Origin of the sequence: Candidatus Accumulibacter similis, from assembly GCA_013347225.1 — a bacterium.
GTDB classification, from domain to species: Bacteria; Pseudomonadota; Gammaproteobacteria; order Burkholderiales; family Rhodocyclaceae; genus Accumulibacter; species Accumulibacter similis.
Window position 1 is genome coordinate 4,723,256 of record CP054595.1, and the last position, 26,961, is coordinate 4,750,216.

Annotated in this window: 18 protein-coding genes and 1 pseudogene; all 19 read right to left on the reverse strand. The window is 64.9% G+C overall.

The window, feature by feature from the left end; all coding sequences use genetic code 11:
* Positions 1–3 precede the first annotated feature (3 nt).
* The 19 genes and pseudogenes from HT579_20850 to HT579_20940 all read right to left on the reverse strand — a co-directional run bounded on the left by HT579_20850 (position 4) and on the right by HT579_20940 (position 26,959).
* On the reverse strand, positions 4–1,164 hold the full coding sequence (locus tag HT579_20850) for an FAD-dependent oxidoreductase (protein ID QKS31157.1): 1,161 nt from the start codon (positions 1,162–1,164) through the stop codon (positions 4–6).
* Complete coding sequence (locus HT579_20855) at positions 1,161–2,630, reverse strand: lipopolysaccharide biosynthesis protein (GenBank protein ID QKS31158.1); 1,470 nt, start codon at positions 2,628–2,630, stop codon at positions 1,161–1,163. Before HT579_20855 ends, HT579_20850 begins: the two co-directional genes overlap by 4 nt.
* Positions 2,631–2,792: 162 nt before the next feature.
* On the reverse strand, positions 2,793–4,004 hold the full coding sequence (locus tag HT579_20860; GenBank protein QKS31159.1) for a hypothetical protein: 1,212 nt from the start codon (positions 4,002–4,004) through the stop codon (positions 2,793–2,795).
* A gap of 211 nt (positions 4,005–4,215) precedes the next feature.
* Positions 4,216–5,190 carry a polysaccharide deacetylase family protein gene (locus HT579_20865; GenBank protein ID QKS31160.1) on the reverse strand — a complete coding sequence of 325 codons (975 nt, stop codon included), beginning with the start codon at positions 5,188–5,190 and terminating at the stop codon, positions 4,216–4,218.
* Positions 5,187–6,518 (reverse strand): putative O-glycosylation ligase, exosortase A system-associated, encoded by a 1,332-nt coding sequence (locus tag HT579_20870; protein ID QKS31161.1) that lies wholly within the window; start codon positions 6,516–6,518, stop codon positions 5,187–5,189. Before HT579_20870 ends, HT579_20865 begins: the two co-directional genes overlap by 4 nt.
* Positions 6,511–9,011, reverse strand: a pseudogene (locus tag HT579_20875) (glycosyltransferase). Before HT579_20875 ends, HT579_20870 begins: the two are co-directional and overlap by 8 nt.
* Before the next feature lie 20 nt (positions 9,012–9,031).
* A complete protein-coding gene (locus tag HT579_20880) occupies positions 9,032–10,348 on the reverse strand; it encodes a UDP-glucose/GDP-mannose dehydrogenase family protein (protein ID QKS31162.1) in 1,317 nt (438 codons plus the stop codon).
* A complete protein-coding gene (locus HT579_20885; GenBank protein QKS31163.1) occupies positions 10,345–11,559 on the reverse strand; it encodes a TIGR03087 family PEP-CTERM/XrtA system glycosyltransferase in 1,215 nt (404 codons plus the stop codon). Before HT579_20885 ends, HT579_20880 begins: the two co-directional genes overlap by 4 nt.
* Positions 11,556–13,481 carry an asparagine synthase (glutamine-hydrolyzing) gene (asnB, locus tag HT579_20890; GenBank protein QKS31164.1) on the reverse strand — a complete coding sequence of 642 codons (1,926 nt, stop codon included), beginning with the start codon at positions 13,479–13,481 and terminating at the stop codon, positions 11,556–11,558. Before asnB ends, HT579_20885 begins: the two co-directional genes overlap by 4 nt.
* A gap of 15 nt (positions 13,482–13,496) precedes the next feature.
* The gene (locus HT579_20895) at positions 13,497–14,708 is read right to left on the reverse strand and encodes a glycosyltransferase, exosortase A system-associated (protein ID QKS31165.1); all 1,212 of its coding nucleotides are present in this window, start codon (positions 14,706–14,708) and stop codon (positions 13,497–13,499) included.
* On the reverse strand, positions 14,705–16,645 hold the full coding sequence (locus tag HT579_20900; GenBank protein QKS31166.1) for an amidotransferase 1, exosortase A system-associated: 1,941 nt from the start codon (positions 16,643–16,645) through the stop codon (positions 14,705–14,707). The genes HT579_20895 and HT579_20900 overlap by 4 nt, the downstream gene beginning before the upstream one ends.
* Positions 16,646–16,726: 81 nt before the next feature.
* Positions 16,727–17,944, reverse strand: a complete 1,218-nt coding sequence (locus HT579_20905; protein QKS31167.1) for a TIGR03088 family PEP-CTERM/XrtA system glycosyltransferase — start codon at positions 17,942–17,944, stop codon at positions 16,727–16,729.
* A 533-nt stretch (positions 17,945–18,477) separates the two neighbouring features.
* Positions 18,478–19,977, reverse strand: coding sequence for an exosortase A (xrtA, locus tag HT579_20910; GenBank protein ID QKS31168.1), 1,500 nt, complete (start codon positions 19,975–19,977; stop codon positions 18,478–18,480).
* 137 nt (positions 19,978–20,114) lie between these two features.
* Positions 20,115–21,200, reverse strand: a complete 1,086-nt coding sequence (locus HT579_20915; protein ID QKS31169.1) for a FemAB family PEP-CTERM system-associated protein — start codon at positions 21,198–21,200, stop codon at positions 20,115–20,117.
* On the reverse strand, positions 21,197–22,057 hold the full coding sequence (locus HT579_20920) for a DUF3473 domain-containing protein (GenBank protein ID QKS31170.1): 861 nt from the start codon (positions 22,055–22,057) through the stop codon (positions 21,197–21,199). Before HT579_20920 ends, HT579_20915 begins: the two co-directional genes overlap by 4 nt.
* Before the next feature lie 17 nt (positions 22,058–22,074).
* Positions 22,075–23,253, reverse strand: a complete 1,179-nt coding sequence (wecB, locus tag HT579_20925; GenBank protein QKS31171.1) for a UDP-N-acetylglucosamine 2-epimerase (non-hydrolyzing) — start codon at positions 23,251–23,253, stop codon at positions 22,075–22,077.
* A gap of 6 nt (positions 23,254–23,259) precedes the next feature.
* Positions 23,260–24,354 carry an AAA family ATPase gene (locus HT579_20930; protein ID QKS31172.1) on the reverse strand — a complete coding sequence of 365 codons (1,095 nt, stop codon included), beginning with the start codon at positions 24,352–24,354 and terminating at the stop codon, positions 23,260–23,262.
* Positions 24,355–24,363: 9 nt separating this feature from the next.
* Entirely contained in the window at positions 24,364–25,962 is a 1,599-nt protein-coding gene (locus tag HT579_20935; GenBank protein QKS31173.1) for a TIGR03016 family PEP-CTERM system-associated outer membrane protein, read from the reverse strand.
* Position 25,963: 1 nt separating this feature from the next.
* Complete coding sequence (locus tag HT579_20940) at positions 25,964–26,959, reverse strand: tyrosine-protein kinase family protein (protein ID QKS31174.1); 996 nt, start codon at positions 26,957–26,959, stop codon at positions 25,964–25,966.
* Between the last annotated feature and the right edge of the window lie 2 nt (positions 26,960–26,961).

The following is a 26,961-nucleotide window of genomic DNA, read 5'->3' on the forward strand; positions in this document are numbered from 1 at the left end:
CCCCTACCTCAGCGCCGACAACAGCACCTGGCAGCGTGCGCGCACTCTCTCCAAGGTCAGTACGCACCATGGCAGCGGATCGTTGGCCCGCCAGTAGGCATCGACGATGTCGGCAGCAGGACGGGCTCTGGCGCTGCCCTGTTCCTCGGCCGCCCAGCGGTCAACGACGGGGTCGCGCCAGATCTTCGCTGGCTGCAGATAGTGCCACGGCGGCAACGCAGCCCCGGTTTCCTCGCAGTAGGCTGCGAACGGGATGTTCACGCCATTGACCGTGGCAACCTCCTGCTGGAAATCAGTGCGGCCGACGGTCGGTTCCACCATGTAGAAGCGGCCGTCGCGCGAGTCCCGCTTGTACTCCATGCTGCCCATGCCCACGAAGCCCACCTGGCGGAAGAAGATCGAGGTCATGTCGCTGAGTTCGTCATGATGCTCCGGAGCCGAAATGCAACTCGCAGTGCCGCCGATCCGTGGCGGCCACGAGCGCAGTTTGCGGCCGACGAAGGAAGCCACCGTGCGCTGATCGGCGGCAACATACTGCAGGCAGAAGTAGATGTCCGAATCTTCCCCTTCAATCCACTCCTGGACAATCAGATCGGCGAGCACCGGCGCGATTTCGCGATAGCGTTCCGCTGCTTCGGCAGCCGATGCCACCACGTAGGCTTTCTTGAATCTGTCGCCGTAGCCGTAGTGCTTGAACGCCGGTTTCAGAACGCAGGGAAAGCGCAACTCGCGCAGACGTTGCAAGTCGCTCTCCTGCTGCAGACGAACCGCGGCCGGAACAGGACAGGCAAAGTCGATCGCCAGTTTCTGGAAACCTTCCTTGTGCATCAGGCTCGCCAGTCTTGCCTGGTCCGGCAGAGTGATCAGGTAATCGGGGACAACCTCCTGCCGACGTTCCGAGACGGTCGTGACCGATTTTTCCTCGGTCAGGAAGAGAACCGGTCTGGCCGGCAAGGTCGCGGCAATCGACTTGAGAGCGGTGACCAGCGCCTCGCCTTCCGTCTCGCTCACGACGTGGTGCCGCGGATGGCGACTGTGGCAGGCCGGGCCTCTGCCACTCGATATCAGGACCATCGGGATTCGCCGCTCGGCCAGACTGCGCACGATACCCAAGGCATTCAAGCCGTCGCCAACGACTACCGCAGTCGCCTTGCCTGTCGTCATGAACGAGCCTCCCTTTCGGTGACCGTGGGCTGCCGCTCTGGTCGCAGGAGCGCCAGCGCTTCGTCGATGCCCCGCCGGTTGAAAAGCGCACTCGCTGCCAGATAGGCCACGGCGCCGACCACCGCCAGCAGGAGCAGCAGCGGCAACGGCGGCAGAGCCAGGAGTTCGCGAGCCAGGGCAACACAGCCGTACATGACGCCACTGGTCAGCGCGGATCTGCCCACCGCGCCCATGACTTCGGCGACTTGGAGATCGAGATGCGGACAGGCGCGCACCAGATTCGCAAGGAACACGCACGGAAAGGCGAGCACCCACGCGAGTGCAAGGCCGACGAGGCCAAACTGGCAGCCGATGATGAACGCCAGACACATGACCACGGCCGTAGTGCACGTGTTCCTGAAGCTGACATCGGCGCGACCCACCGACTGCAGGGCGGCGTGGACGATCGGCCCGAGAACCCGCAATGGCATGATCAGACAGAGCAACATCAGCGGCAAGCTGGCACCGACCCAGTTGCGGCCCAGCAGTCCGGCAACGATCTCCGGGGCAACGCTCGACATGCCCCACATCACGGGAAAGCTGACCAGGCTGATGGCACGCATACTCTTCAGAACATAGGGATTGACGCTGCCGCCCTCGCGCTTCACCTTGGACATCGCGGGAAAGGCCACCTGATTCAGAATCGATGCGAGTCGCGAGGTCGGCAGCGACGCGAGATCCATCGATACCGAGTAGAGGCCGAGGTCGTGCCGCCCGAGCAGCTTGCCGACGATCAGTGAGTCGGCCTGTGAGTAGAAATGGTAAACGACCTGGTTGGCAGCAATATCGCGTCCGAAGCGAACGATCTTGCCGCTGCCACTGAAGTCGAACAGCGGCAGACCCTTGTATGGTCGGAGCAGATTGTAACCGGCAGCGCGCAGGGTCGCCATGAGCACACCGCCCCAGGCCAGCGCCCAGACACCGTGTGACGTATAGGCCAGTCCCAGAGTGAGCAGCGAGCCGGCCAGGCTGGACATGAAGTCGACCAGGCTGCGCCCACGATAAGCCATGTCCCGATGCAGCAGCGCACCCGGGATGACCGCAAAGCTGGCCGGGATGAACTGCAATGCCACGACCTGAATGATCGTCTGCAGGCGGGGCTCGCTGAAGAAAATGGCCGCCAGTGGCGCGATGAGCAGCGCCAGGAGGGTGAAGACCCCCAAGTTGGCGAGCAGAGTCACGGCGAAGACCTGGCGCATCTGGCGATCCGACACGTCGCGCTCCTGGATCAGGCTGGAACTCAGGCCAAGCTCGGCGACCAGCGCCAGCAGACTGGAAAAGATCGTCGCCATGGCCATCAGGCCGTAGTCGGCCGGCAGCAGGAAACGCATCACCAGAATGGTGATCGCCCAGGAAGCGATCTGGCTGGCAAACCGCCCGAGAACCGTCCATCGCAACGCGGCGAGTACCTGGCTGCGCAGACTCATCGGGCGTAACCCCGAGCCACGGCTTCGCCTCTCGGGCAGGGCGGCGAGCAACCCGGCGCTGGCACCTCCGGGGCGACCATATGGCTGGCGTCGGCTCGCAGGCCCACCGGTGCCTCGACCGCCGACAGCGGTCTCGCCAGACTGCAGGGTGCCTGCGGGCACTCAGCGGCCATTGGGTGCACCGGTAAGCTGACTGTCCACGGACGCTTCCATCAACTGCGAATCGATACAGAACTTGGCGGCCCAGTTGAGGTACTCGAAGCGCCCGTACTCCCCGTCGACAGGAAAGGAACCGCGGACGCCACCGACCACATCCGGGTTGCCGGTCAGGCAAACCGTTCGCCGGACATATTGGTTGGCACGCCGCGCGGCGTCCCGGTAAGCGGCCTTGCCGGTAAGGCCGTACAGTAGAAGCCAGCAGGCGGCAATCTGGACATTGCCGGTCAGGCACACCCAGTCGACAGTGGGCCGCCAGTTGCGGTCCAGCTTGCCCGGCAGGCGCCCGTCGGGCTCAATGAGCTTGAGGAGCGCGTCGGCTGTCAGCTCGGCGCCGGCCAGCAGGTCGGCTTCCCCGGCAAATCGATAGGCTTCGATGACGCCCCGCAAGACGTAGCCGATCGTGTGGGTATGCGGTTCGGCCGGCGACGAAAGGCTGTTGCTCGCAAACCAGCCGTTGTCCATCTGCTTGCTCATCGCCCAGCGCACCTGCTTCAGTCCCGCCTCGCCAAACCCGAGACCGGGTTCGACCCGTGCAGCCTCGAACAGGCCCCAGGAAACGTGCGTTTCGTAGGCCTTCTCACCGGGGCTGGCGAACGGCGTCGAGTGTTTCCGCCAGCATCCATCCGGATCGAGAGAATCACGCAACCAGGTGGCGGCAAGGATCATCGGCCGACGATAGGCCTCGCCAAAGGCGTGCACTCCGGCCGCCAGCCCAAGGAGAATCTGGCCAGTGTTGAAAGTCACGGGAACGCGTTCGGGGGCGTCCACCTTGCCACCCTGGAAACCACCTTCCGGGAACTGGATGGAGACCAGCCAGTCGAGCATCCGCTGCGCCCGATCGGCGAGAGGCTGGTCGTTGGTCCGTGCCGCAAAGTCGATCAGGGTCGGCACGATGTAACCCGACGTTTCCGGGTAGGAACTGGCCCACCCCCGGAGCAGGCTGAAATCGCGCGCCGAGCCACCATCCCGGTAGGCCGACATGTCCTGTGAGCGCTTCAACCACTCTATTCCCGCCTCCGCGACCATCAGGGGGCCCGCGTCATGCGCCGGCAAGCCGACACGGTCGCACCGCAGCTGCTGCCGGGCTGCTGCCGGCAGACGGCGCTCGTCGATGTAGCGCGCTTTGAAATCAGAGGCAATCTTCTTCAGTGACATAGGAGTTCGCGGCTCTCAAGAATGTTGTGGTTGAAGGAGGAAGCACAGCACGCGGCAAGGATCGATGCGTGGCGCGTTGACGCTGGTCGGCCACGGTCGATCCGCAACGGCAGGCGCTGCGGCCGGATGCGCCCGCCCCGGGCAGGTCCCTCGCTGCCATCCTCGCCTGCGGTAATCCTGCCAGCACGTCATCGCGTGTCCGCCGCCACACTCAGCCGGCCATCTGCGTGCTTGCCCGCCGGGAGTCGTCGAGCAGGTTCCTCAGCAGTCGCACCCCGAAACGCAGGCGTGTCCCATCCCAGGGGGTGAATCGAGGCAACTGCATCAGATCGCTGCCCGCGTCGGCGACGCCCCATGCCGTCGTCACTGCCGCGTCGAAGCCAAGAGCCCGCACGCTGTCAGCATCTTCGGCGCGGTAGTCCAGCGACGGTCGGCCATTGGGGTAGGCGAACAGCCCTACGCGGTCCTGCAGGAGATCCTCCAGGAAATCCCTGCTGCCGACGACTTCACGGCGGACCTCATCGTGGTCGAGACCGGCGAGGATTGGATGGCTCACCGTGTGGGCGCCGATCTGCATCCCCGCCCGATGCATCGCCTGCACCTGCTCCGAGGTCATCATCAGGTCTGCCGGCAGTCGGCAGCCAGCCACTTGCGCCACATGATCGGCCGCTTGGCTGCGCTCGCGTGCCGCCTTGTACTTGAGGCCGTCGAGGAGGACAGCAGTCGTTCGACGCATGGTCTCTGGCGAACTGATGTCGTGTCTGCCAAGCCCGATCCCGGAAAGGTCAAGCGTGTCCTTGCCGCAGTGCCTGACCGACTCGGCGATCGTATCGTTCCACATGCGGCCGCCGTCGATGTAGCCCGTGGCGACGAAGAAGGTCGCAGGAATGCCCAATCGCTGCAGTATCGGCAGCGCGACATGATAGTTGTCCGCATAGCCGTCATCGAAGCTGACCGCCGCCGCCCTTGCCGGCAGGGACTGCTCGCGCAGCCGACGAACGGCTTCGTCCAGCGGTAGAACGTGAAACCAGGTGCGTAGCCAGTGCATCCTCCGTTCGAACGCGATCGCGTCCGGATTCCAGTCAAAGACCGGATCCCGCTGGGCAACGACCCGGTGAAAGATGAGAATGGAGAGACGCCCATTCCTTCCCGCCGGCGACAGCAGGTTGGCTATCGTTCTGATCATGAGGGCGCCACCTGATGCGTCGCTGTTGCTGACGACAATCGTTGTTGAGCGCTCCCCCCGGCCAAGGCCACGGACCCCGCTGCGCCCGCTTTCCAGCCACCAGCATCCAGCCAGCGCTGTGTGACGATCAGGATGACCAGGATGTTGTACGGGAGATCGAAATAAGCGAGTTGCAGGAACGCGCCACCGACAAAGTAGCCGACGAGAGAGACTTGGCACATTCCTGCCAGATGAAACACCCAAGCCAACTCTGCCTTGCCCTTGCTGGCCTTGCGCAGGCGTGCGGCCTGGCGCATCGCCAACCACCAGAGCAGCAGGAAGAGCAGCAAGCCGACATAGCCGTGCTCGCCCAGCACCGAGAAATAGATGCTGTGTGCAACGTGCACACTGCGCGCGCCGGGGGCCCCCCAGATCGCCAAGTTTTGAACATTGTAGATCGAGAAACCACCACCGGTCAGCCGGTCCGCAGCCAGGTTGGCGCAGAACTGCCAGGTCTGGATACGGCCCATGGCTGAGCCATCGCTTTCGTAGGTGCCAATCGTGCTCATGCGATCCTCCCACGCGGAAGGCATGAACGCGATCAAGGCGACTCCGATCACTGCGAGAATGAGACCCGTCGCCACCTTGTTCTGCGACCGCGCCCACAGGACCATGGTCATGGCAGCGATTGCCAGCAGTGCTCCGCGCGACTGCGAACCCAAGGCCGAAAAAGCGCAGAACACCATCAGCAGCAACAGCCCGAGGCGCAGGTACTTGTGGGTGGCGACGGTACGCAGGTAGTTGAGCAGCGGAATCACCATGATGACGGCTACGGCGAGATGATTGTTGTCGGCGATGAAGCTCCCCGCGGGACCCCAGACCCTGCCGCCGCCGCCGGTGGTAATCGTGTAGAGGCCACCCTTGAAGCCATAGAAGCCGATCGAAAGCGCGTTCACCCAGATGAACAGTTCGATGTGCCGGCGCTCGTGCAGGGCCATCAGTGCAATGGCCGTCACCAGCTGTATCTTGAGCACCTTGTTGAGCTGATGCCAGGAGTCCCCCGGATTGAGTGCGAAAGCGGTCGTGATGCACATCCAGAAGACAAACAGAAACAACACGATGACCGGCGGCGACCAGGGCATCCGCAGCTTGTCGCGGGTAATGAACAGCGACAGGAAGATGACCCCGGCAGCCGCCGCTGCGAAGGGAGCATCCTGGGCAAAGCCGAAGGTCAGGCGGTGCGGATTCATGATGCTCAGCCAGGTCCACAACAGGACGCCAATCCACGTATGGCGCAAGGCAATGGGCAGCACGGCGAGAAAGATCCCGACCAGCAGCAGGTCACGCATGGGCAGCGCCCCCATCGCAGCCAGGAGCCTTGACCTGGCTGACCACGTAGCGGAACTTGCCCGAAGACTCGGCGGCAATCGCCGGCACACGCTCGACACGGATCGTGACAGCATCGCCCAGACGGGCCTTGAAGTCGCACACGATACGCTCTTCGGCCGCAGCGTCGAAGGCTGGGCCGGCAACGATGCGGACGATCGTCAGGTCGAGCGACATCTGCTCGATCCGGAAACGCTCGACCCCGGGCAGGTCCCTGACCGTGTAGATCAGCGCCAGGCCGTGCATCACGGTACCGTCGCGGGCGACCACGAAGTCGGTCGTCCGTCCCTGGACCTCTTCCAGCACCGGCAGACCCCGGCCGCAGGCACAGGGCCGGCGGCCGAGAATGCCGACGTCGCCGGTACGGTAGCGGACAAAGGGGAAATCCCCGGTCGCCATGTGTGTGACGACGATCTCGCCGGCTTCGCCGGGCCCAGCCGGCTGTCCGTCGGGGCGCAGCGTCTCGACGACGATGTCCTCGGCACTGATGTGCAGGCTGCCATGCGGACACTCGTGGGCGATGAACCCGGCGTCGCGGGCGCCGTAGCCGTTCGCCACCGGACAGCCAAAGACCTCGCTGATCAGCGCTCGCTGCTCGTCGTAGAGTTTCTCGGAGGTGACGAACGCAACCCGGATTCCGAGGCTTCGCATGTCGCGTTGCTGCCGCTGCGCGTGGCGCGCGATCAACGAGAGGCTCGACGGATAGCCAAACAACATTGCCGGGCGGCAGGCGACGATCGTTGCCACGAAACGGTCGAGATTTGCCGGCGACATCTCGAAGGCCGGCAAGAGCGTGCTGCGCAGCAGCGCGTCGCGCAGGCGGCGAAGCCGATCCTGCGCGCCGAGTTCGATCGGGCTGCCCCAGACCACCAGTTCGCGGTCGCCGATGTCGACCCCCCACCAGCGTGTGGCCCGCCATTTCGCGGCGACATCGTGGCTCTTGCGCTCCTTGCCCATGAAGAAGATCAGTGGTTCACCCGACGAGCCACCGGTGTTGTAACGCGTCAGCGGACCGTGTCCCGTCGCCTGCAGCCGCCCCAGATTCGCCCTGATCTCGGGCTTGCCGAGCAGCGGCAGGGAACGCAGGGCGTCGGTCGAACGTACGGCGTCGACGTCGAAGCCGACGGCCTGAAAGAGGTCGCGGTAATGCGGCACATCGCGGCCGATCCGTTGCAGGAACTCGCGCAGGCGCCGCACCTGCAGCTCTCGAAGCTGCTCGGGCGACCACCACTGGCTTGCCTCGAGCCGCTTGCGCAAGGCGACCGAATCGTGCCCCTTGAGGCGCTCATGCAGGGGAAAGAACAGGCCCGAACAGAGGTCGGTGTAGAGACTCATGACGCGACTCTCCCGCCGGCAACCCGGCTGTAGGCGGCCAGCCATTGAGCACGGACCTGCGGCCAGGCGTAGGATGCCGCCTGCTCGAGTCCGGCCTGCCGCAGCGCGGCCGCCAGTTCGGTGCTCTGCAGCACGCGCAGCGCGGCACGTGCCATCGTCTGCTCGTCACCGACCGCAACCAGCAAGCCGGTGACGCCATCCTGCACGAGGTCCGGTATGCCTCCGGCATCGGTACTGACCACCGGAACGCCACTCGCGAAGGCTTCGAGGATCGAATTCGGCATGTTGTCCACGGTGCTCGGGTTGAGCATGCAGTCGGCCGCAGCGTAGACTGCCGGCATGGCCGCGTTGGCGATGCGCCCGGCGAAGCGGACGCTGTTCCCCAGGCCAAGTTCGCCCACCAGGGTCTGCAGGCGCTCAAGCTCTGGCCCACTCCCCGCCACCGTCAACTGCGCCTGCGGAAGGACGGCGCGGATAAGCGCAAAGGCCCGCAGTGCCGTCGGAATGTCGTAGATCTCCTCCAGATTGCGTGTCACCACCAGATGGGGAGCGTCACCGAAGGATCGTCGGGGCACCGGTGCGAAACGCGACAGGTCGATGATGTTGGGGACCACCTCGGCGCTCAGGCCGTATCTGGCGAAGACCCGTTGCAGGAAGACCGATGGCGTGACGCGCAGCGAGCCCGCGGCCAGCAGGCGGCGGACGTGCCGCGGGGCACGGGCAAGAAAGCTGTCTGCATTTCCTCCCCGGTAGTTGATGATCACGGGGGTGTCGCGCCAGCGGGCAACGACGATTGCGGGGGCAGCGAAGAGATGCCAGGCCCAGCCGGAGTTGGCCAGGACGTGCACCACCGCAGCCCTGCCGATCGCCCGCCAAAGGTGCAGCAGATAGGGCAGCAGGCGAAATCCGGCGCGCAGCACCGGCAGGTGGCCGATCCAGGGCGGTCGATAGGGCGGGTTGGTGCACACGAGTTCCACGCTCACTCCGTCAGCGCGCAGCAGGCGCACCAGTTGTTCGCACTGGTTGGCCATGCCGCCGGATGGTGGCGGCAGCGGGCCGACGACGCAGACCGCCGGCCATTGCTCGCCACCGCCGGACAACGCCAGGCCTGCACTCGCCATCCTCAGCTCCTGCCGCCCCGTTACCAGCAAAGCCCCTCGACGACAGCGCCGATCGCCTGCCGGTCGGGCAGTCCAACCAGGTCGAGAACGATCTGCTCGGGGCGACAGCAACGCACCAGGCTGTCGACGACGTCCTGCCCGCCAAGGCCGAGCACCAGGACTTCCGACTCGGCGATCACGTCCTGTATTTCGGAACGAATCATGTCGCCGATGTGCGGCAGATGGCGCTCGATGAAGCTGCGGTTGGCACCGAGCAACCGCGCGAGGTGGACCTCCGGATCGTAGACGGCCAGTTGCATGCCTTTGCCGATCAGTTGTTCGGCAAGCGTCACCAGCGGACTCTCGCGCAGGTCGTCTGTACCGGTCTTGAACGACAGGCCGATGAAGCCGATCTTCCGTCGGCCGAGGGCAAGCAGCTTGTGGAGCGCCAGGGCGAGGTGATCGCGGTTCGACTGCATGATCCCCGCCAGCATCGGGATCTCGACATCGTGCATCTTCGCCAGATAGGTGGTCGCCCGCAGATCCTTCGGCAGACAGGAGCCGCCAAAGGCGAAGCCGGGGCGCAGATAGGCGGTCGAGATGTTGAGCTGGGTATCCTGGCAGACCAGGTTCATGACCTCGAAGGGGTCGACACCGAGGGCATCGCACAGGCGGGCGGTTTCGTTGGCGAAGGTGATCTTGAGAGCATGGAAATTGTTGCAGCAGTACTTCATCATCTCCGCCGAGCGAACCGAGGTTTCGACGAAGCGACAGGGCAGCTTGCCGAACAGCTCGCGCAGGCGATCGATCGGATAGGTGTGGTTGGCCCCGACGACGGTGAACGGCGGCTTGTCATAATCGCGGATCGACGATCCTTCCCGCAGGAACTCCGGCTGGAAGCAGAGGAAGAAGCCATCGCCGTCTTTCTTGCCCGATTTCGCTTCGATGATCGGGCGCAGGATATCCTCGACGGTGCCGGGGACCAGCGTCGACCGGAAGACGACGATATGCGGCGTGCTCTTGCCGGCGATGGCGAGGCCCATCTCCTCCGCCAGCCGCAGGATCGCGCCCTGGTCCTGGCTGCCATTGGCCGCCGAAGGCGTGCCGACGCAGACCAGCGAGAGTTCGCTGTCCTGCACCGCGCGCTGAGCATCAGTGGTCACGGAAACGCGGCCACTGCTCGCGGCAAGCGCCATCAGATCGACCATGCCCTCCTCGACCACCGGTGTCTTGCCGGCAGCGATCAGATCAAGCTTGCTGGCATCGATGTCGACTCCGATCACCTCGTGGCCGTCGCGCGCGAGACAAGCAAGCGATACCGCGCCCACGTAACCGAGACCGAAGATGCTGATTTTCATGCGCTTTGTCCTTTGCTGTGCGAAAAATCCCTGAGGCAGCGTTCGATGATCCCGTCGAGCCGTGCCATCGAATGCGACCAGGCGTGGTTGCTGAGCATCCGCTGCCGACCGGCGACGGCCAATCTCTGCCTTTCGGCCCGGTTTTGCAGCACCCCCAGAATGGCGTCAGAGTATTCCTCTGCCGTATCGGCAACAAGGAAATGCTTCACGGGCTCGGCGTCGACACCGCCCGCAGCAACCCGGCTGGTGATCACCGGGACACCCATCGCCATCGCCTCGAGAATCTTGTTCTGCGTGCCGCGAGCGATGTTCAGCGGTGCGACCATCAACGCCGACCGCCGGACGAACGGACGCACGTCGGGCACCGAACCGGTGACGGTGACGCCCGGCAACTCGCCCAGGCGGCGGATGTCGGCAGACGGATCGGCGCCGATGATCAACAGCTTGAGCTGCGGCCGACGTGCCCGCAGCAGCGGCCAGGTCTGCGCGCAGAAGCGCGTCATGCACTCCTGGTTGGGATAGTAGTCCATGCGGCCGATGAAGCTCAGGGTGTCGGGATCATGGTCATCCACCGCCGGCGAGAAGAAGTCGGCATCGACACCATTGGGAAACCAGTCCGTCGCCACGCCGGTGTGATAGCCCTCGAGCGTCTGCCATTCGGCGCGCGTCGTCGCCGTGCACAGATCGAACAGCCTGGCCAGACGCTTCTCGGCGGCAAGCACCTTGTTGCCTTCGAGACGATAGCCGAGCGACAGCGGAAAGGGTTTGTAGTTGGCGTACTCGAGCCACTTCTGCGAGTCCATGTCGCCAAAATCGAGTATCTTCGGCACCGTCCGCACACGTTCGACGTACTGTGCGACCGACGAGCAGTGCACGAAGATCAGGTCCCACTTTTCCGCCTGCAACAGGCGATCAACCTGCCGCCGGAGCGAGGGCGAATGGAAATAGCCCATCGACGAGGGCGTGGTCAGCGGCAGGCGCGCAACCATGCGCAGTGTCTGCACCGGCTCGGAGACGAGGCCCATCGCAAAGCGTTCGCAATGGGCGGCAATCCCCTGCCCTTCCTCGGCCTCCGCCGCCGAACGGGCGAGCGAGCAGACGGTCACCCGGTGGCCGCTGGCCGAGAGATGGCGAATCATGTTGAAGGGACGAATCTTGCCGCCGCGCTTCGGCGGAAAGGGAAAGCGGTGGCAGATGTAGAGAATGTTCATGCCACGTAGCTCCTGAGCTCTTCCGCAACATCGGCCGGGTCACGCCGGTCGAGGTAGATGCGGCTCCACACCTCGAGGTTGAGCAGCGCCAACAGGATATCGGTGCCATCGATCCGGTTGGCGTCATGGTCGGCGATCAGCCGTGCCACCAGCGAGGAATGAAAAAGGCCGCGCGCATCGACGACCGCCGGGGCCAGCAGGCGGCGCAGGAGCGGCGCCAGTTCGCGCTTCAACCAGGCACCCATCGGGGTACCGAAGCCGCGCTTCTGGCGATTGAGGATGTCGTCCGGCAGCAGGTCCGTCAGGGCCAGCTTCAGCAGGCTCTTCAGCCGACCGTCGCGCAATTTGACCGAAGCCGGGATCGCTGCCGCCAGTTCAACGAGCTGGTGATCCAGCAGCGGCACGCGGCACTCGAGCGACACCGCCATGCTCATCTTGTCGGTCAGCAGCAGCAGATCGTCCGGCAGTTGCGTTTCCGCATCGACGGCAAACATGCGGTTCAGCTCGTCGTCATTGCCGGCCGCAGCGAAGGCGCGCGTCAGCGGATCCGCGGCGTGGCCGGGTGGCTGGATCAACAGGGCAGCCACGGCATGCCGGTCGAGAACCTGCAGGTAGCTGCGATAGCGCTCGTCGGCACTCATCCCGGCCGAGGCGATGAAGCCCTTCGCCAGGCGCAGCCGGTTGAGCAGACCGGCGTGCCGGTCGGCGGGCAGGCGTGCGGCAACCAGACTCGCCAGGCTGCGCAGCCATGCCGGCAGCTTGCGATAGCGCCTGGCATAGTGCCCGCCGAGGTAGCGCCGGTAGCCGCCGAACAGTTCGTCGCCGCCGACCCCGGACAGGATCACCTTGACATCCTCGCGCGCGAACTCGGAGACGAGGAAGGTGGTGATGAAGGCGGTATCGGACAATGGTTCGTCCATGTGCCACAGGAGCCTGGGCAGCAGCGAAACGACATCCGGGCGGACAAGGATCTCGCGGTGCTCGGTGGCAAAGAGCTCAGCCACCCGGCGCGCGTAGGGGAGCTCGTTGTACAGGGCCTCGGCCTCGCCGCCGGCAAAACCGATGGCGTAGGTCCGGATCGGCTGCTCCGAATGGCGGGCCATCAGGCCGACGACGGCACTCGAATCGACGCCCCCGGAAAGGAAAGCGCCGATCGGCACGTCGCTGACCATCTGCATGCGCACCGACTCGTCGAGCTGCACCCGTACGCGGTCGCACCATTCGCTTTCGGATACGCCCGGCGTACAGCGGTCGGGCAGGCGCCAATAGCGCCACTCGCGCACCTGACCCGCCTCGACCGCCAGCAGTGTCGCCGGCGGCAGCTTGCGGATGCCCTGGAAGATGCAACCGGGTGCGGCAACGTAACCGAGGTGCAGGTAGCCGGCCAGCACCCCGCGATCGAGCTCGGCGCTGATGCCGGGCAACGCCAGCAGGGCCTTCGCTTCGCTGGCAAAGGCCAGCCGCTGCCAGTCGTGCAGAACATACAGGGGCTTCACCCCCAGTCGGTCACGCCCGATCAACAACCGGTGCCGACGCGCGTCCCAAAGGGCGAAATCGAACATCCCGTTCAGCCGCTGGATGAACTCGTCGCCCTCGGCGTCATAGAGGTGGATGAGCACTTCGCAGTCGGAGCCGGTCTTGAATCGGTAGCCCTTCTCCTGCAACTCGCGACGCAACTCGCGGTAGTTGTAGATCTCGCCGTTGCATACCAGCCACAGGCTGCCGTCGGCGTTAGACAACGGCTGATGGCCACCGGCAAGGTCGATGATCGACAGGCGACGCATGGCGATGCCGCAGGGGCCATCGAGATGGCTGCCTTCGTCGTCTGGACCGCGATGCCGGGTGCGATCACCCATGGCGGAGAGAAGCCCGGGCTCGACGCTCAACCCGTCAAAACGATAGATGCCGTGAATGCCACACACGATGGAACCTCGCGCTCAGATTGATGGGCTGCGACCGTAGCGGGCCAGAGCCCGCCGGTAGACCTCGCGATAACGCGCCACGCTGGTCGCCCAGGTTCGCTCGACCTCGACGAACTGGCGCGCCTGCCGGCGGATTTCCGGCCAGCGCTGGCGCTTGGCAAGCAGTTCGTCGATGGCCGCTGCCAAGGAACCCGCATCCCCGGCACGAAAGAGGAAGCCGGTCTCGCCGTGGCGGATGAGCTCGCGGTGGCCGCCAACGTCGGAAGCGACCAGCATCCGCCCCTGTGCCATCGCCTCGAGCGGCTTCAACGGCGTCACCAGCTCGGTCAGCCGGATCGGCAGGCGCGGGTAAGCCAGGATGTCGATCAGTCCGTAGTAACGTTGCACGTCCGCATGCGGAACCCGACCGGTGAAGATGACCTGCTGCGCGATGCCGGCCGCTGTCGCCTGTGCCCGCAGGTTGCTTTCCTGCGGCCCGCCACCAACCAGCAGCACGCGCAGTTGCGGATGGCGAGGCAGCAGCAGGCAAGCCGCCTCGAGCAGCAGGTCGAGTCCTTCATAGCCGTAGAACGAACCAGCGAAACCGACGACCGTCGCGCCATCGAGGCCAAGCGACCGCCGCAAGGCGGAATCCGGTTGCGCGTCAATTCGGAACAGCTCGACATCGACCGCATTCGGAATCACCGTGATGCGCTCGGGCGAGATGCCGCGGCCGGCAATGTCTGCGTGCAGTCCCTGACAGATCGTCGTCACCTCGTCGGCCTGACGCAAGGCGAAGCTCTCGAGCGCCCGCGACGCGCGGTAGCGCAGGCTGCCGGCGCGAGTCGTCCCGTGGTCAACCGCCGCGTCCTCCCACGAGGCGCGCATTTCGTAGACCACCGGCAGGCGCTGGCGCCGGCCGACCCACAGGCTGGGCAAGGCGTTGAGTACCGGCGAGTGGGCGTGGATCAGGTCCGGCGCGGTGGCACCCACCACTTGCTGCAGGCGCGCCGCGGTCAGCCGCATCTGCGGCAGCAGGCCGCAGCCCGGCGCGCTCGGCGTGCGGTGAAACAGCCAGCCGTCGACCTCCTCGCACAGGGCATCGCTGGCGCCCTGCTTGGGCGTCGTCAGATGCACCGTCTGCCAGCCGAGAGCCTGCTGCTCGCGCAGGATGGCCAGCGTGCGAAAACTGTAGCCGCTGTGCAGCGGCAGCGAGTGGTCGAGGACGTGCAGGATGCGCAAGCTCATCGCGATGCGTCGACCACGGAGACCGCAGCGGGATGCTCGGCAGGCGGATCCATGACGTTGCGCAGAAAAGCCTCGAACATCAGTATCGTCCACAAGGGCGCACTGTAGTCTCTTGCCCCCGACTGGTGCGCGTCAATCAGATGCCGCAGGTAGACCGGGTTGAACCAGCCGGTGGCAGCCAGACGCGGACCGAGCACCGCCTGCTGCACGCGTTCCCGCAGCGGGCCGCGGAACCAGCGCGCGAGCGGCACGGCGAAACCCATCTTGGGGCGGAACAGGATGTCCTGCGGCAGGCGAGGCTTCATGGCTTCCTTCAGGAGGAATTTCCCCTCCTGGCCGCGCACCTTGAGCGACGAGGGCAGAGTCGCCATCCACTCGACCAGTTCGTGGTCCATCAGCGGCTCGCGAACCTCCAGCGAATGTGCCATGCTGGCACGGTCCACCTTGGTGTTGATGTCGCCGACGAGGTACGTCTTGAGGTCGAGGTATTGGATCAGGGCCAGAGGATCATCGGTACCGGCACGCTCGGCGTGCCGGCGAAAGACCTCCTGTGCGCTGTAGCCGCCGGCCTCGCGGCGGAAGCGATCGGTAAACAGCTCGCGGCGCATCGGGTCACGCAGGATCGACATGGCGTGGAAATAGCCGCCGACGGTCGTTCGCGCCATGCCCTCGAAAGTCGTCTTGGCGCGAAACATGCGGGGCGCCCAGTCGGCTTTCGGGTAGGCGCGACCGAGCAGGCCGAAGAGCGGCCGCCGCACCCCATACGGCAACGCTGTGCGCAGACGCTCTTCCATCAGGTGCAGGCGGTAACGGCGATAGCCGCCAAAGGTCTCGTCGCCGCCGTCGCCGGAAAGCGCCACCGTCACATGCCGGCGCGCCAGTTGGCAGACGCGGTAGGTGGGAATCGCTGAACTGTCGGCATACGGCTCGTCATACAGCCGGGCCAGCGTATCGATCAGATCGAAGTCATCGCTGGCGACGAGGTCACAGTGATGATTGGTCCGGTAGCGGTCGGCGACCTTTTGCGCGAAGGCGGCTTCGTTGTACGCGGGATCATCGAAAGCGATCGAGCAGGTGTTCACCGGTGCCGACGACAGACCCGCCATCAGGGCGACAACGGCGCTCGAATCGACGCCTCCGGAGAGAAAGGCACCGAGTGGCACTTCGGCGATCATGCGCAGGCGAATCGACTCGGCGAGCCGCTCGTCGAGCTGCGCACAGGCATCTGCCAGCGAGACGCGGCTTTCGAGACTGAAGCGCACGTCCCAGTACCCCTTCGGCTCGGCCAATGGCGTTCCCCGGCGCAGGGTCAGCGTGTGCGCCGGCGGCAGCTTCCTTGCCTGGCGGAATATCGTTCGCGGCTCGGCGACATAACCCAGGGCGAAGTATTCCTCGACCGCCAGCGGGTCTATCTCGCGTGCCAGGCCACCATGCGCCAGCAGGGACTTGAGCTCGGAGCCGAAGAGGAAGGTTCCGTCGGGCAGGAGTGCATAGTACAGCGGCTTGACCGCCAGCCGGTCGCGCGCCAGAAAGAGCGTCTGGCGGTTGCGATCCCAGAGCGCAAAGGCGAACATGCCGCGAAAGCGACGCACGCAGTCCTCGCCCCACGACTCCCAAGCGTGCACGATGACCTCGGTATCGCTGCGCGTATGAAAACGGTGACCGAGCGCCAGCAACTCGGGAATCAACTCCTGGTAGTTGTAGATCTCGCCGTTGAACACCACACAGACGCTCTCGTCCTCGTTGTAGAGCGGCTGTTGCCCGGTGGACAGGTCGATGATCGACAGCCTCCGGTGACCAAGGCCGAGCCCAGGCTCGATGTGCAGGCCACCCTCATCCGGGCCCCGATGGTGCTGCGATTCGTTCATCCGCACAAGCACCGCACGATCAACTTCGCGCTGGCTACGGGTATCGAAAATTCCGGTAATGCCGCACATATCGAATATCTATTCTCTCGTGGTCAAAATAGAGCCGCCAGCAATTCACCAGCAGCGACCGCTGTGGTCAGCAACGAAGTCTCAACCGCCATCGGCCGGCCCCGCGCCGCAATTCGGCCGACGGCTGGCAAGCGTCACTGCAGCCTGTTGGCGCCGATCGCAGAACTCCTCGTAGACCGACTGGTAGTTGGCCAGCATCGTTGCGAGGCTGAAGCGGGCGACGGCGATTTCCCGCGCTGCACTCCCGTGCCGCCGGCGCAAGCGCGGATCGGCAAGATACTGCCGCAGCAGGTCGCTCAGTCCGGCAACGTCTCGCGGCTGAAAGAGGCGACCGCTGAGGTGATCGGCCACCAGTTCGACGTTGCCGCCCGTTGCCGTCGCAAGCAGTGGCAAACCCGTGGCCATTGCTTCCAGGAGCGTGTTCGAAATCCCCTCGGCGAGAGACGGCAGGACGAAGAGGTCCAGAGACTGCAGCAACTCGCGGACGTTGCTGACCGCACCAGGGAACCAGGTCAGTGACGAAACCCCAAGTTCGGCTGCCAGGCTGCGCAGTGATTCGCGCAACGGTCCATCGCCGACGATCACCAGCCGCGCACGCGACGCGCTCGTATCGCCTTCCCCTACCAGGCGGGCGAAGGCGCGCAGCAGCGTGGCCTGGTCCTTGACCGCCTGCAGCCGTCCCACCGTTCCGATGAGCACGCAGCCAGGAACGGCAAAGCCTGCCGGCAGCGACTGCCAGCGCTCGGCATGGGTGGCCGGGGCGTAGCGCACGGTATCGACACCGTTGACGATCTGAGTGACCCGGCCTGACGCAATACCGACCCGATTGACAAGGTAATCCCTGAGTTCTGCCGACACGGTGATGTAGCGGTCGACCAGGGGTGCATGCAGGCGGCGCAGCAGCGCCGGCTTGAACCGCTGCCCGGCAAGATCGTCGACGTCCCAGCCGTGCTCGCCATGAAGGCAATGCGGCACGCCTGCCAGCTTGGCCGGCAACAACGCATCGAGCCCGGACTGATTGCGTGAATGAACGATTGTCGGCTGCAGCTGGCGACACAAACGGAACAACCCATGTCGCAGCCGCCAGACGCCAACACGGGAGCGGTGCAAGGCGAACACGGGCGTGTCGGACCGCGTCAAGCGCAAGCGAAAGTCGGAAAAGTCCTCGACGCATGCAATCGCATGACGAAACCGGTATTCGGGGAGATGGTTGATCAGATTGACCAAACCATTCTCCAGGCCACCGGTAGCCAGTTGATGGATCACGTGCAGGATCAGCGGCCGCGTCTCGGGCTTCATGTCAGCCCCACGCACCGCGACAGTGGGACACCGACGACAGCTGCAAGCATCCCCGCTTGATCCCTTGGCGGTGCACTTGAAACCGGCCCACGCTGCCCTGCTTGTCGCCACCACAGACTGCAGTACTGAGGTCGGCCGCCAGGACCAGCGGCAGGTGCTCGCACGGCATCATCGGCCTGGGCTGCTTGCCGCACCGGCCGTCTGGCGCGCAGCAGCGGTTTCTGGTGACCAAGCGTTTCTGATTGTCCATTGCCCCAGTCGATATCCCCAGTGACGCTGCCGCAGCGGATGGCCGGGAAACCAAGCAGCAGCCAATTCCGCAACCAGCTCGCCGGCACACGCTGGCGGCAGGCAACCCCATCGCGTTGCCTCTCCGCGACCGCGCTCCGCGGACAGGCTCTCATCCCCAGCAGGCTGGCGATCGCTCGCGCGGCTCGTCACCGCCAGCCAGTGTGCGAATCATCCCTCGCCGTGCCATCGCCTGCCGTGTCATTGTTCACGATCGGCAGCCGGCAGCCCCCCGTTGCAGGCGTTCAGCGCCCGTCCGCTGTCTGCTGCAACGCGCTGCCGATCGCCTCTGCGGCCACGGCGACAAAGTCGGCGAGTGTCGCATCGGCCTCCCCAGGCCCGTCCTGCTGCGCAAACAGGATGACCACTGCGGAATCGTCACCGTGACCGCTGAGGCGCGACAGCGCCGTGTAGACCTTGGCGATGGCCTCACTGGAAGTCCAGCGGCCATTGATCCAGTACCATTGCCAGACCAGCAGGCGCGCGCTTTCGAGACCACGCAACTCGGCGGTGCGAATCCTTACTGGCTGCCGGTTCAACGATATCTCCCTGACTCCGCCGGCGACCTTCGCCCATACCGGATCGCCGCTGGCCACCAGGACATTGGTCGAACTGACCAGCTTGCGCTGCTGGTCCTGGTTGCGATAGTAGGCGACGAAGAGCCCGACGCGCCGGCCATCGCGAGCGAACACAGCCTGCCGGAGCGCGTCGGCGCCGGCGAACCGCGGCTGCCAGTCGTATGGACCAGTCGCGTCGCCGTCCTGCCAACCGGCAATCGGGCCGAGAGACGCCAGGCTCTTCACCTCATGCACGGCGGCATGATCGAGTTGCCAGAGCACCAGGGGCCACAAGCCGGCTACCAGCACCGTCACCGATCCTGCCGCCAGCAGCGCAGCCGGGGACGGGCGCGAGGCAGTCACCGGCACCCTGACCGGCCCCTGTGGCAGCGTGTCATCCTCGCGCCAGCGGGCACCAATCCAGAACATCGCGAGAATGACGACGCCGAAGAAAACCCAGCCATACACCAGGTGGTCGACGCCGACCGCAAGCCTGTTGCCGGAAAGGTGACCGAGCATGACGATCATGTAGGCGCGCCCCCAGTTGGCAAGAACCGGCACGATGATCGAGACCAGGAAGAAGAGCAGGCGCCGCGAGAGCGAACGATAGGTGAGATAGGCGTACAGCGTTCCCACCGTGATCGAGGCGATGAGGTAGCGCACCCCACTGCAGGCCTCGACCACCGCCCAATTGCCGCTCGGAATCACCAGGTGCTGTCCCTCGCGGTACACCGGAATGCCGCTGAGCCGCAGGCCGGCGACCGTCGCATCGGCAGTCCACTCCATCAGCTTGGGCTGCGTGAAATCGCCGAACGGAACGGCGAAGAAGAGGAACAGCAGCGGAAACGCAAGCCAGCGCGCGACCTGCCAGCCGACCAGCGCTGGCACGGCAAGAACCAGCATGGCCACCAGGGCAAACTGCGAGAGCGCGTTCACCGCCGCCACCTGCCCCACCAACCAGCCAAAACCCGCACCGCCGAGCAGGAAGACGGCCAGGTAGCTCGACCGTGGGGTCAGTGCGACGAGCCCCGCCCGCACCCGCCAGACCAGCCACACAGTGATCGGCGGCACGATCATTCCATGCGCATAGGTATCCGAGCGCCACCAGATACTCGCCATCTCGCTTGCGGTTTCCCGAAAGAGCGCCAGAATGGTCAGCAGCACCACCAGGAGGGCCGGGCCTGCCACCCTCCAGCCAGGGTCGATCGCGGCAGCTGCGGAGCTTGTTTGGCGGGCAATCATGTGCGACTTTCAGCAGGCGTGGACGACGGAGAGGAAATGACCAGCTTGGAGCGGGGGCAACATCGGATCACACCCGTGCTCACTCAACCGAGATTGCGAACGATGAACGGCCCCAGCCAGTTGGCCACACCAATCGGCAGCCGCCGCCAGGTGTTGATCAACAGGCGGTACTTGGCGTTCGCCGGGTTGTTCTGAGGTACCGCTTCGCGCCGGTAGAGACAATGCTCGTAGAACAGCGGCTCGGGCTCGAATCCCCAGTTCTTCTTGAAGGAGTAGGAGCCGGTATCCCGCTTGCTTCGTCCGTAGTCAAAAGTCTTCAGGCCACGCTCGCACGAACGGCGCAACAGCTCCCAATACTTGAAATCGTTGGCAGCCAGATCGCGTGCGGCAGGCTCGTCGCCAGCGTAATAGGGCAGGACCTCATCGCGGAAGTAGAAGCTGAGGACACTGCTCACCGGGCGACCCGCCTCATCAACCACGGTCATGATGTCGCAGCTGCCGGCAAAGACCTGCAGCAACCGGTCGAAATAGCGCCGCGGCAAGGCTGGCGTGCCATGACGGTGGACGTTGTCGGCGTAGAGCGCGAAAAAGCGTCGGCTGTCGGAATCGATCTCGCTGCGCAGACCGCCCTTCATTCCCTTGCGCACCATCGCCCGCTGCTTGCGCGGTATTGCCAGCATGTTGGCTTCCACTTCCGGGGCGATGGCTCGCCGAAACCTGACGTAGAGGCTCTGCTGCGGCCAGTCCGGATGACGCTGGTGAACGTTTCGCAGTTCCAGATGGTCGACCCCGAGGCGCCGCGCCACGGCTTGCGCCTCCTCTTCAAGCAGATCGGCCGCCTGCGAGGTGGTGGCAGCGACCCCCCCGTAGACGGCGAAAGGCAGCGAGACCAACGCGTTGCCGAAAAGCAGGCTCTTCACCTGTGCCAACGGCAGGACTGCCTCGATGCGCCCGGCACGTTCTGCATAGAGGAAGTGCGTTGGATGGCTGAAGACTTCAGCGACGATTCGCTGCCAGCCGGCACGATGAAAGAAGGTCGCCTGCGGGCACTCATCGACGAAAGCGTCCCAGCGCGCAACGGCTGCGGCATCGCCGACCTGCAGGCGCCTCACCACGAGCGGGGCCGTCGCGGCGGCGATTCTCGACACTTCCTCGCTCGTGGTTCTCATGCGGCGACGGCGGCCATGCCGCGACGGAGAAATATCTCGTCCATGCGACCCCAGCGAAAATCGGTCAAGAGACGCCGCAGCCGTCCCTCGGTACGATCCAGGTTCACGTAGTGGCGAAAACGTGTCTTGACGGAGAGATTCGGGATTCGCGGCTGTCCGGGGTCGATTTCCCAGGGATGGAAGTAGAAGATCGCCGGCTGCCCATCGCGCTCGTTCACCTGCCGCAACAGCCAGCGTGACAGCGCATACGGCAGCAGCCGGAAGTAGCCGCCGCCGCTGGCCGGCCAGTTGCGATCCAGGAAACGGGCGGTGGTCACCGGCAGTTCGAGCAGACCGTGCTGCACGCGGTGCGCGAACCGCGGCGCGTCCGGCATGCCGTAGTGGTCATGGCGAATCGGGTAGATGCTCGAACTGTAGCGATGGCCCGCCTCGGCCAAGCAATCGAACGCCCACAGGTTGCCCGCCCCGATCGAGAAGCTCGGCGCCCGGTAGCCCCTGATCTCCTGGCCAGAGATGTCCTCGAGAAGCAGCTTGGCACGGCGAACATCGGCGCAGAAATCAGCGCGGCTGAGGTCACTGGCGCGCTCATGGCCGAAGCCGTGGCTGGCGACTTCATGCCCGGCATCGGCGATGCGGCGCACGAGTTGCGGATAGCGCTCGGCGATCCAGCCGAGTGTGAAGAAAGTCGCCCGAACCCGGCTTTCGTCGAGCATCAGCAGGATCCGCTCGACGTTCCCTTCGACCCGGCAGGGGCGCTGTGGCCACTCGTGCCGCGGGATGTACGGGGCGAGTGCCGAGACCTGAAAATAATCCTCGACATCGATCGTCAGGGCGTTGGTGAGCGGCTGGCCCGGCATCTCGCGCACCCCGCGGCCTAGAGCGCCACCTGCTGCTGGTGCCGCGCCAGCAGCCACGCGGCGAGGTCGGCAGCGATCCTCTGCGCCGCCTGGCCATCCCAGAACTCAGGGATGCGACCGGTCTTGCCGGCACCGGCGAGGATCTCGTCGACCCCGGCGCGGATCGCGTCGGGGTTGCTGCCGACCAGCGTGTTGGTTCCCTCGTCGACGGTGATCGGCCGCTCGGTGTTCTCGCGTATCGTCAGGCACGGCACGCCAAGCGCCGTGCTTTCCTCCTGCAGACCGCCGGAATCCGAGAGAACCAGCCGCGCACCCTTGAGCAAGCCGAGCATCTCCAGATAGCCTTGTGGTGGCAGGAGGACGATGCGCGGACTGGACAGCAGATCCTGCAGGCCGAAACGCTCCATGTTGGCGCGCGTCCGCGGGTGCATGGCGAAGATCAGCGGCAGCTTCTGCGAAACCTCGCGCAGTACGCTCAGCAACGGGCGCAGCGACTCCGGCCGGTCGACATTGGACGGCCGGTGCAGCGTCACGACGGCATAACCTGCTGCGGTGTCGGCAAACTGCGTGGCGATGCCAGCCAGTTGCAGCGTATTCGACGCAGCGGGAGCAAACTCACTGTTCGCCAGCAGGGAATCGATCATCACGTTGCCGACGAAACAAATGCGCTCGGCGGCCACCCCTTCACGCGCCAGATTGACGTGCGCACCACGCTCCGTGGTGTAAAGCCGGTCGGCAATCTGGTCGGTCAGGAGACGGTTGATCTCTTCCGGCATGCGGCGATCATGACTGCGCAGGCCGGCCTCGACGTGCACCACGGGTACATCCTTCTTGGCACACACGAGGGCACAGGCGAGGGTTGAATTGACGTCGCCGACGACCAGAACGCAGGCCGGCCGCTGTGCGTCGAGAACCGGTTCGAAGCGACGCATGACCTCCGCCGTCTGCACGGCGTGCGTCCCCGACCCGACCTCGAGGTTGATGTCGGGACGCGGCAGTCGCAGATCGTCGAACAGGCGATCGTTCATGTCGCGATCGTAATGCTGGCCGGTGTGGACGAGCAGCGCCGGCAGTGACGGGCGATGGGCCGCGAAGGCGCGCAGAATCGGCGCCATCTTCATGAAATTCGGACGCGCCCCGACGACGCAGATCACTGGCCCCAGCCCCGCTGGCCACGTTTCACTCAGCACGATCATGCCCTTTCAATGTTTGACCCGGACCGCATCGACCAACTGCTGCAGCAGCGAAAGGATCGCCGCGTTGCTCCGTTCCAGACGGAACATGCTGCGCTCGAGGCGAATCAGCCGCTGCTCCGACTGACCGCTCTTCAGATCGGCGATGGCGCGTGCAGCCTGATCGGCCGTGCTGCCATCGAGTGCAACACGCGACAGGTCGATGTCGAGGATCCCGCTGTCGGTCAGTTGCGGATGTGCCGCCGGCGGCGCGGCGTCGGCGCCGCCGGCTGCCGCAACCGCGGCGCCGGCCTGCGTCTCCTCGCGCAGTTCGCGCGCCACCTCCTCGACATCGCCGCGCGCAAACTCGCTCTTGCCGTTCAGGAACCCGGCCAGCAGCAGGCGGTCGCAGTGGGCATTGATCCGCCGCGGGACACCACCACTGGCTTCGAAGAGGGCTTCGAAGGCGCCGGCATCAAAGCGCGGTGATCCCTTCGAGCCGGCGCACTTCAGGCGATGCTCGATGTAGGCCTGCGTCTCATCCTGGTCCATCGGCCCGATGTGGCAGGCAGCGATCACGCGCTGCCGCAGTTGCTGCATCTGCGGACTCTGCATGATCTTGCGAAACTCCGGCTGGCCAATGAGGAAGCTCTGCAGCAAGGCCTGTGTGCCAAACTGGAAGTTCGACAGCATGCGCAGTTCCTCAACCGCGCGCGGTGTCAGGTTCTGTGCCTCATCGACGATCAGCAGGCAGCGCTTGCCCTGGCGAGTGACATCGACGAGAAAGGCCTCGAGCGCCAGCAGAGTCTCCGACTTGCCGAGGTTCCTGCCGCCTACACCAAATGCAGCCGCCACCATGCGCAGGGTATCTTCAGCGTCGAGCTGGGTGCTCACGAGCTGCGCGGCAACCACCTTCCCGGAATCAAGATCATTGAGCAGACCACGAACGATCGTCGTCTTACCCGCGCCCACCTCACCGGTGACGACGATGAATCCCTCGTTCTGATTGAGGCCATACTCCAGATAGGCCATCGCGCGCCGATGCTGCTTGCTGGCGAAATAGAACGAAGGGTCGGGGTTCAGCTGGAAGGGCTTGCTGCCCAAACCATAGAAGGATTCGTACATGCAGATCAATCAGAAGGCGTGCGATAGCGAGGCAGTCAGGGCGCTCTCGGTGTAATCCGCATTGACGCCACCGTCGGAGATCACGTGTCGTGCCCCAACGTTGGCGCTTGTCCGGGGGCCGAGCGAGGTGGTGAACAGCAGATACGCGCCGGTCGTTGTTGAGTCCACGGCACCGCTTCGTTTCGCCAGGCTGCGTTGCTGGTTGAGCGACAGCGACAGCGACGACAGCCCGGTGAGCTGATGGCCCCAGACCACCCCATAGCCACGTTGAGTCACTTCGTTGGCCAGCGAGTAATCGTCGGTCAGACCACTGATCACACCCAGCGGCTGCTGCTGGCTCTCGGTCGCATTGAAGGTCAATGTGTTGCGCACGCCGAGGAGCGCATAGGAAATCTGCTGCATCGTCTGCAGGCTTGGCCGGTTGGCCAGATAACCATTGACCACCGAGCCGTCGTTCGGGACACCCCTGCCCTGCAGGATCTGGTTGACCTGCGTCCTGATCGCCTCCGGCGCGAGACCCGGATTGTTCGCCGCGACGATCGCGTAGTAGGCGTCGTAGTTGCTTCCCTGGCCGGTATTCGTGACCCCGGCCGGCTGATAGGAAACGTCCCGACTGGCGGAATAGTTGAACGCCGACAGCGGCATGCGATGACTGAACGCAACGTTGTAGCCGTTGCCGAAGAAACGCCGCGTCATGCGGCCGTCCAGCTTCGTCCGCGGGCTTGGCGTCCACAGCAGGCCAAAACCGGAGTCGTTGTTGGTCTCGTCCTGCAGGCTGACGAGGTTGGTCTTTTCGCGTCCGAAGATCGCCGACACCTCGATCTCGGGATTGAACCGGTACGACAACGTCAGACCGTAGCGCGTGTCGTCACGGTCACGTCCGACGTCGTAGTTGGCACTGGTGCTGCTCAGGTCGATCGACCACCTGAGCGCGGCCCAGCGCGTATCGCCATTGACCCGCCCGAGCCACTGACTCGTTGTCGTGTTGGACACCGCCTGCGAGTCGGGATTGGTTCCGCTGACCGAGTAGCGCAGCAGGTACTCAGCGGACGACAAGAGACGGCCGCGGACATACGGCGAGAGCGAGTAGTAGAAGGTCTCGGTGCGGTTCCGGTCGATGTTGACATTGGACGGGGAGACCCCACCGAAGGCAGAGATGTACTGCTGCGAGATCGTTGCGCTGCCGTCGACGAACAGCCAGTCCTCGACCGCCTCGAGCGTCCCGGCGGCCACCAGACTCTGCTGCCGGTTGTTCTCCGAAGACTCGCGCGCATAGATGTTCTGCGAGATCGAGTAACCCAGACGCAGACTGGCGCGCCTACCCCTGCCGTCGATCGAGATACCCGGCGTGATCGAGGTCACCAGATCACTCGTCCGGTTCGTCGATGTCAGGTACAGGTTGTTGGTCAGCGTCTCGCCGATGGCGATGTTCGGCGTGATGACCCAGTTTTCCGCGTGCGCCGGCAGCGCCAGCACGAGCAGGGCGCACGCAAGCCGCAGGCTCAGGCGCCGCTCACGCCGGCGGCGACTCCGGCTGCGTGCGGGCGGCAGGCGACCGCAAAAGGACGCAGGCGAAAGCGGCGCCCCGCCGGCAGCGCAGACAGCCATCTCAAGCACCTTCTGAACCATAGCCATAGCCATACCCGTAGCCGTAACCGTAGCCATATCCGTCTTGCGAAACCGTCCGCGCCTGATTGAGCAACATCAGTTTCACCGGACATGACTCGATCGTCATCAGAGCATGTTTGACATCGCTACGGGCAGTGCTTCCGGCCTTGACCACCAGCACCACCTGACCCATGTGGCCCGCCAGAACCCGCGATTCGGTGGTCATCAGCAACGGCGGCGAATCGAAAATGATGATGCGGTCCGGATAGCGGCTCGCCATCTCATCGAGCATCTGCACCATGGCCGTGCTCGCCAGGAGTTCGGTTGCGCGCGCGTGCTGCGTGCCGCTGGGCAGAACGCTCAGCTTCTCGACGTTGGTGCGCAGCAGCACCTGCGAGAGTTCGACCGACTCATCGGTCAGCGCATCGAGCAGACCGCGCGCCGGCGGCACTCCCAGCATCTTCAGCACCGACGGCTTGGGGACATCGGCGTCGACCAGCATGACCGTATTGTCGAGTTCCATGGCGATACTGATCGCCAGGTTGATCGCCGTGAAGCTCTTCCCCTCACCGGCCAGAGCGCTGGTGACCATGATCAGATTGCCGCGCTTCACCGGCGCGACACCCCTGCCCATGGCGTTGGCGATGAGCGGCCTCTTGATCACGCGAAACTGGTCGGCCAGTTGCGAACGGGGCGCATCAGGACTCATCAGGCCGCGCGCCGTGAGCCCCTGCAGGTCGATTTCGACAGTGCGGGAAACGACGGCCGCTGGTGCTGCAACGCGTACGGGGTCAGTAACGGTGCCCAGGTTCGCAGCGGCAACGCGGGTCGCGGCTGCGGGCGTGGCAACCTGGGATGGTGTGTTGTCGCTTTGCAGCCGGGTCTCGACATCCGCATCCATTGATGCCAGGCCAGCGTCCGATTCCGCGCCGCGTACGGAGACCCCTGCCTTGCGCAGCTGCTCGAGACGTTTGGCCGCTTGTTCAATGAGGCTCATCG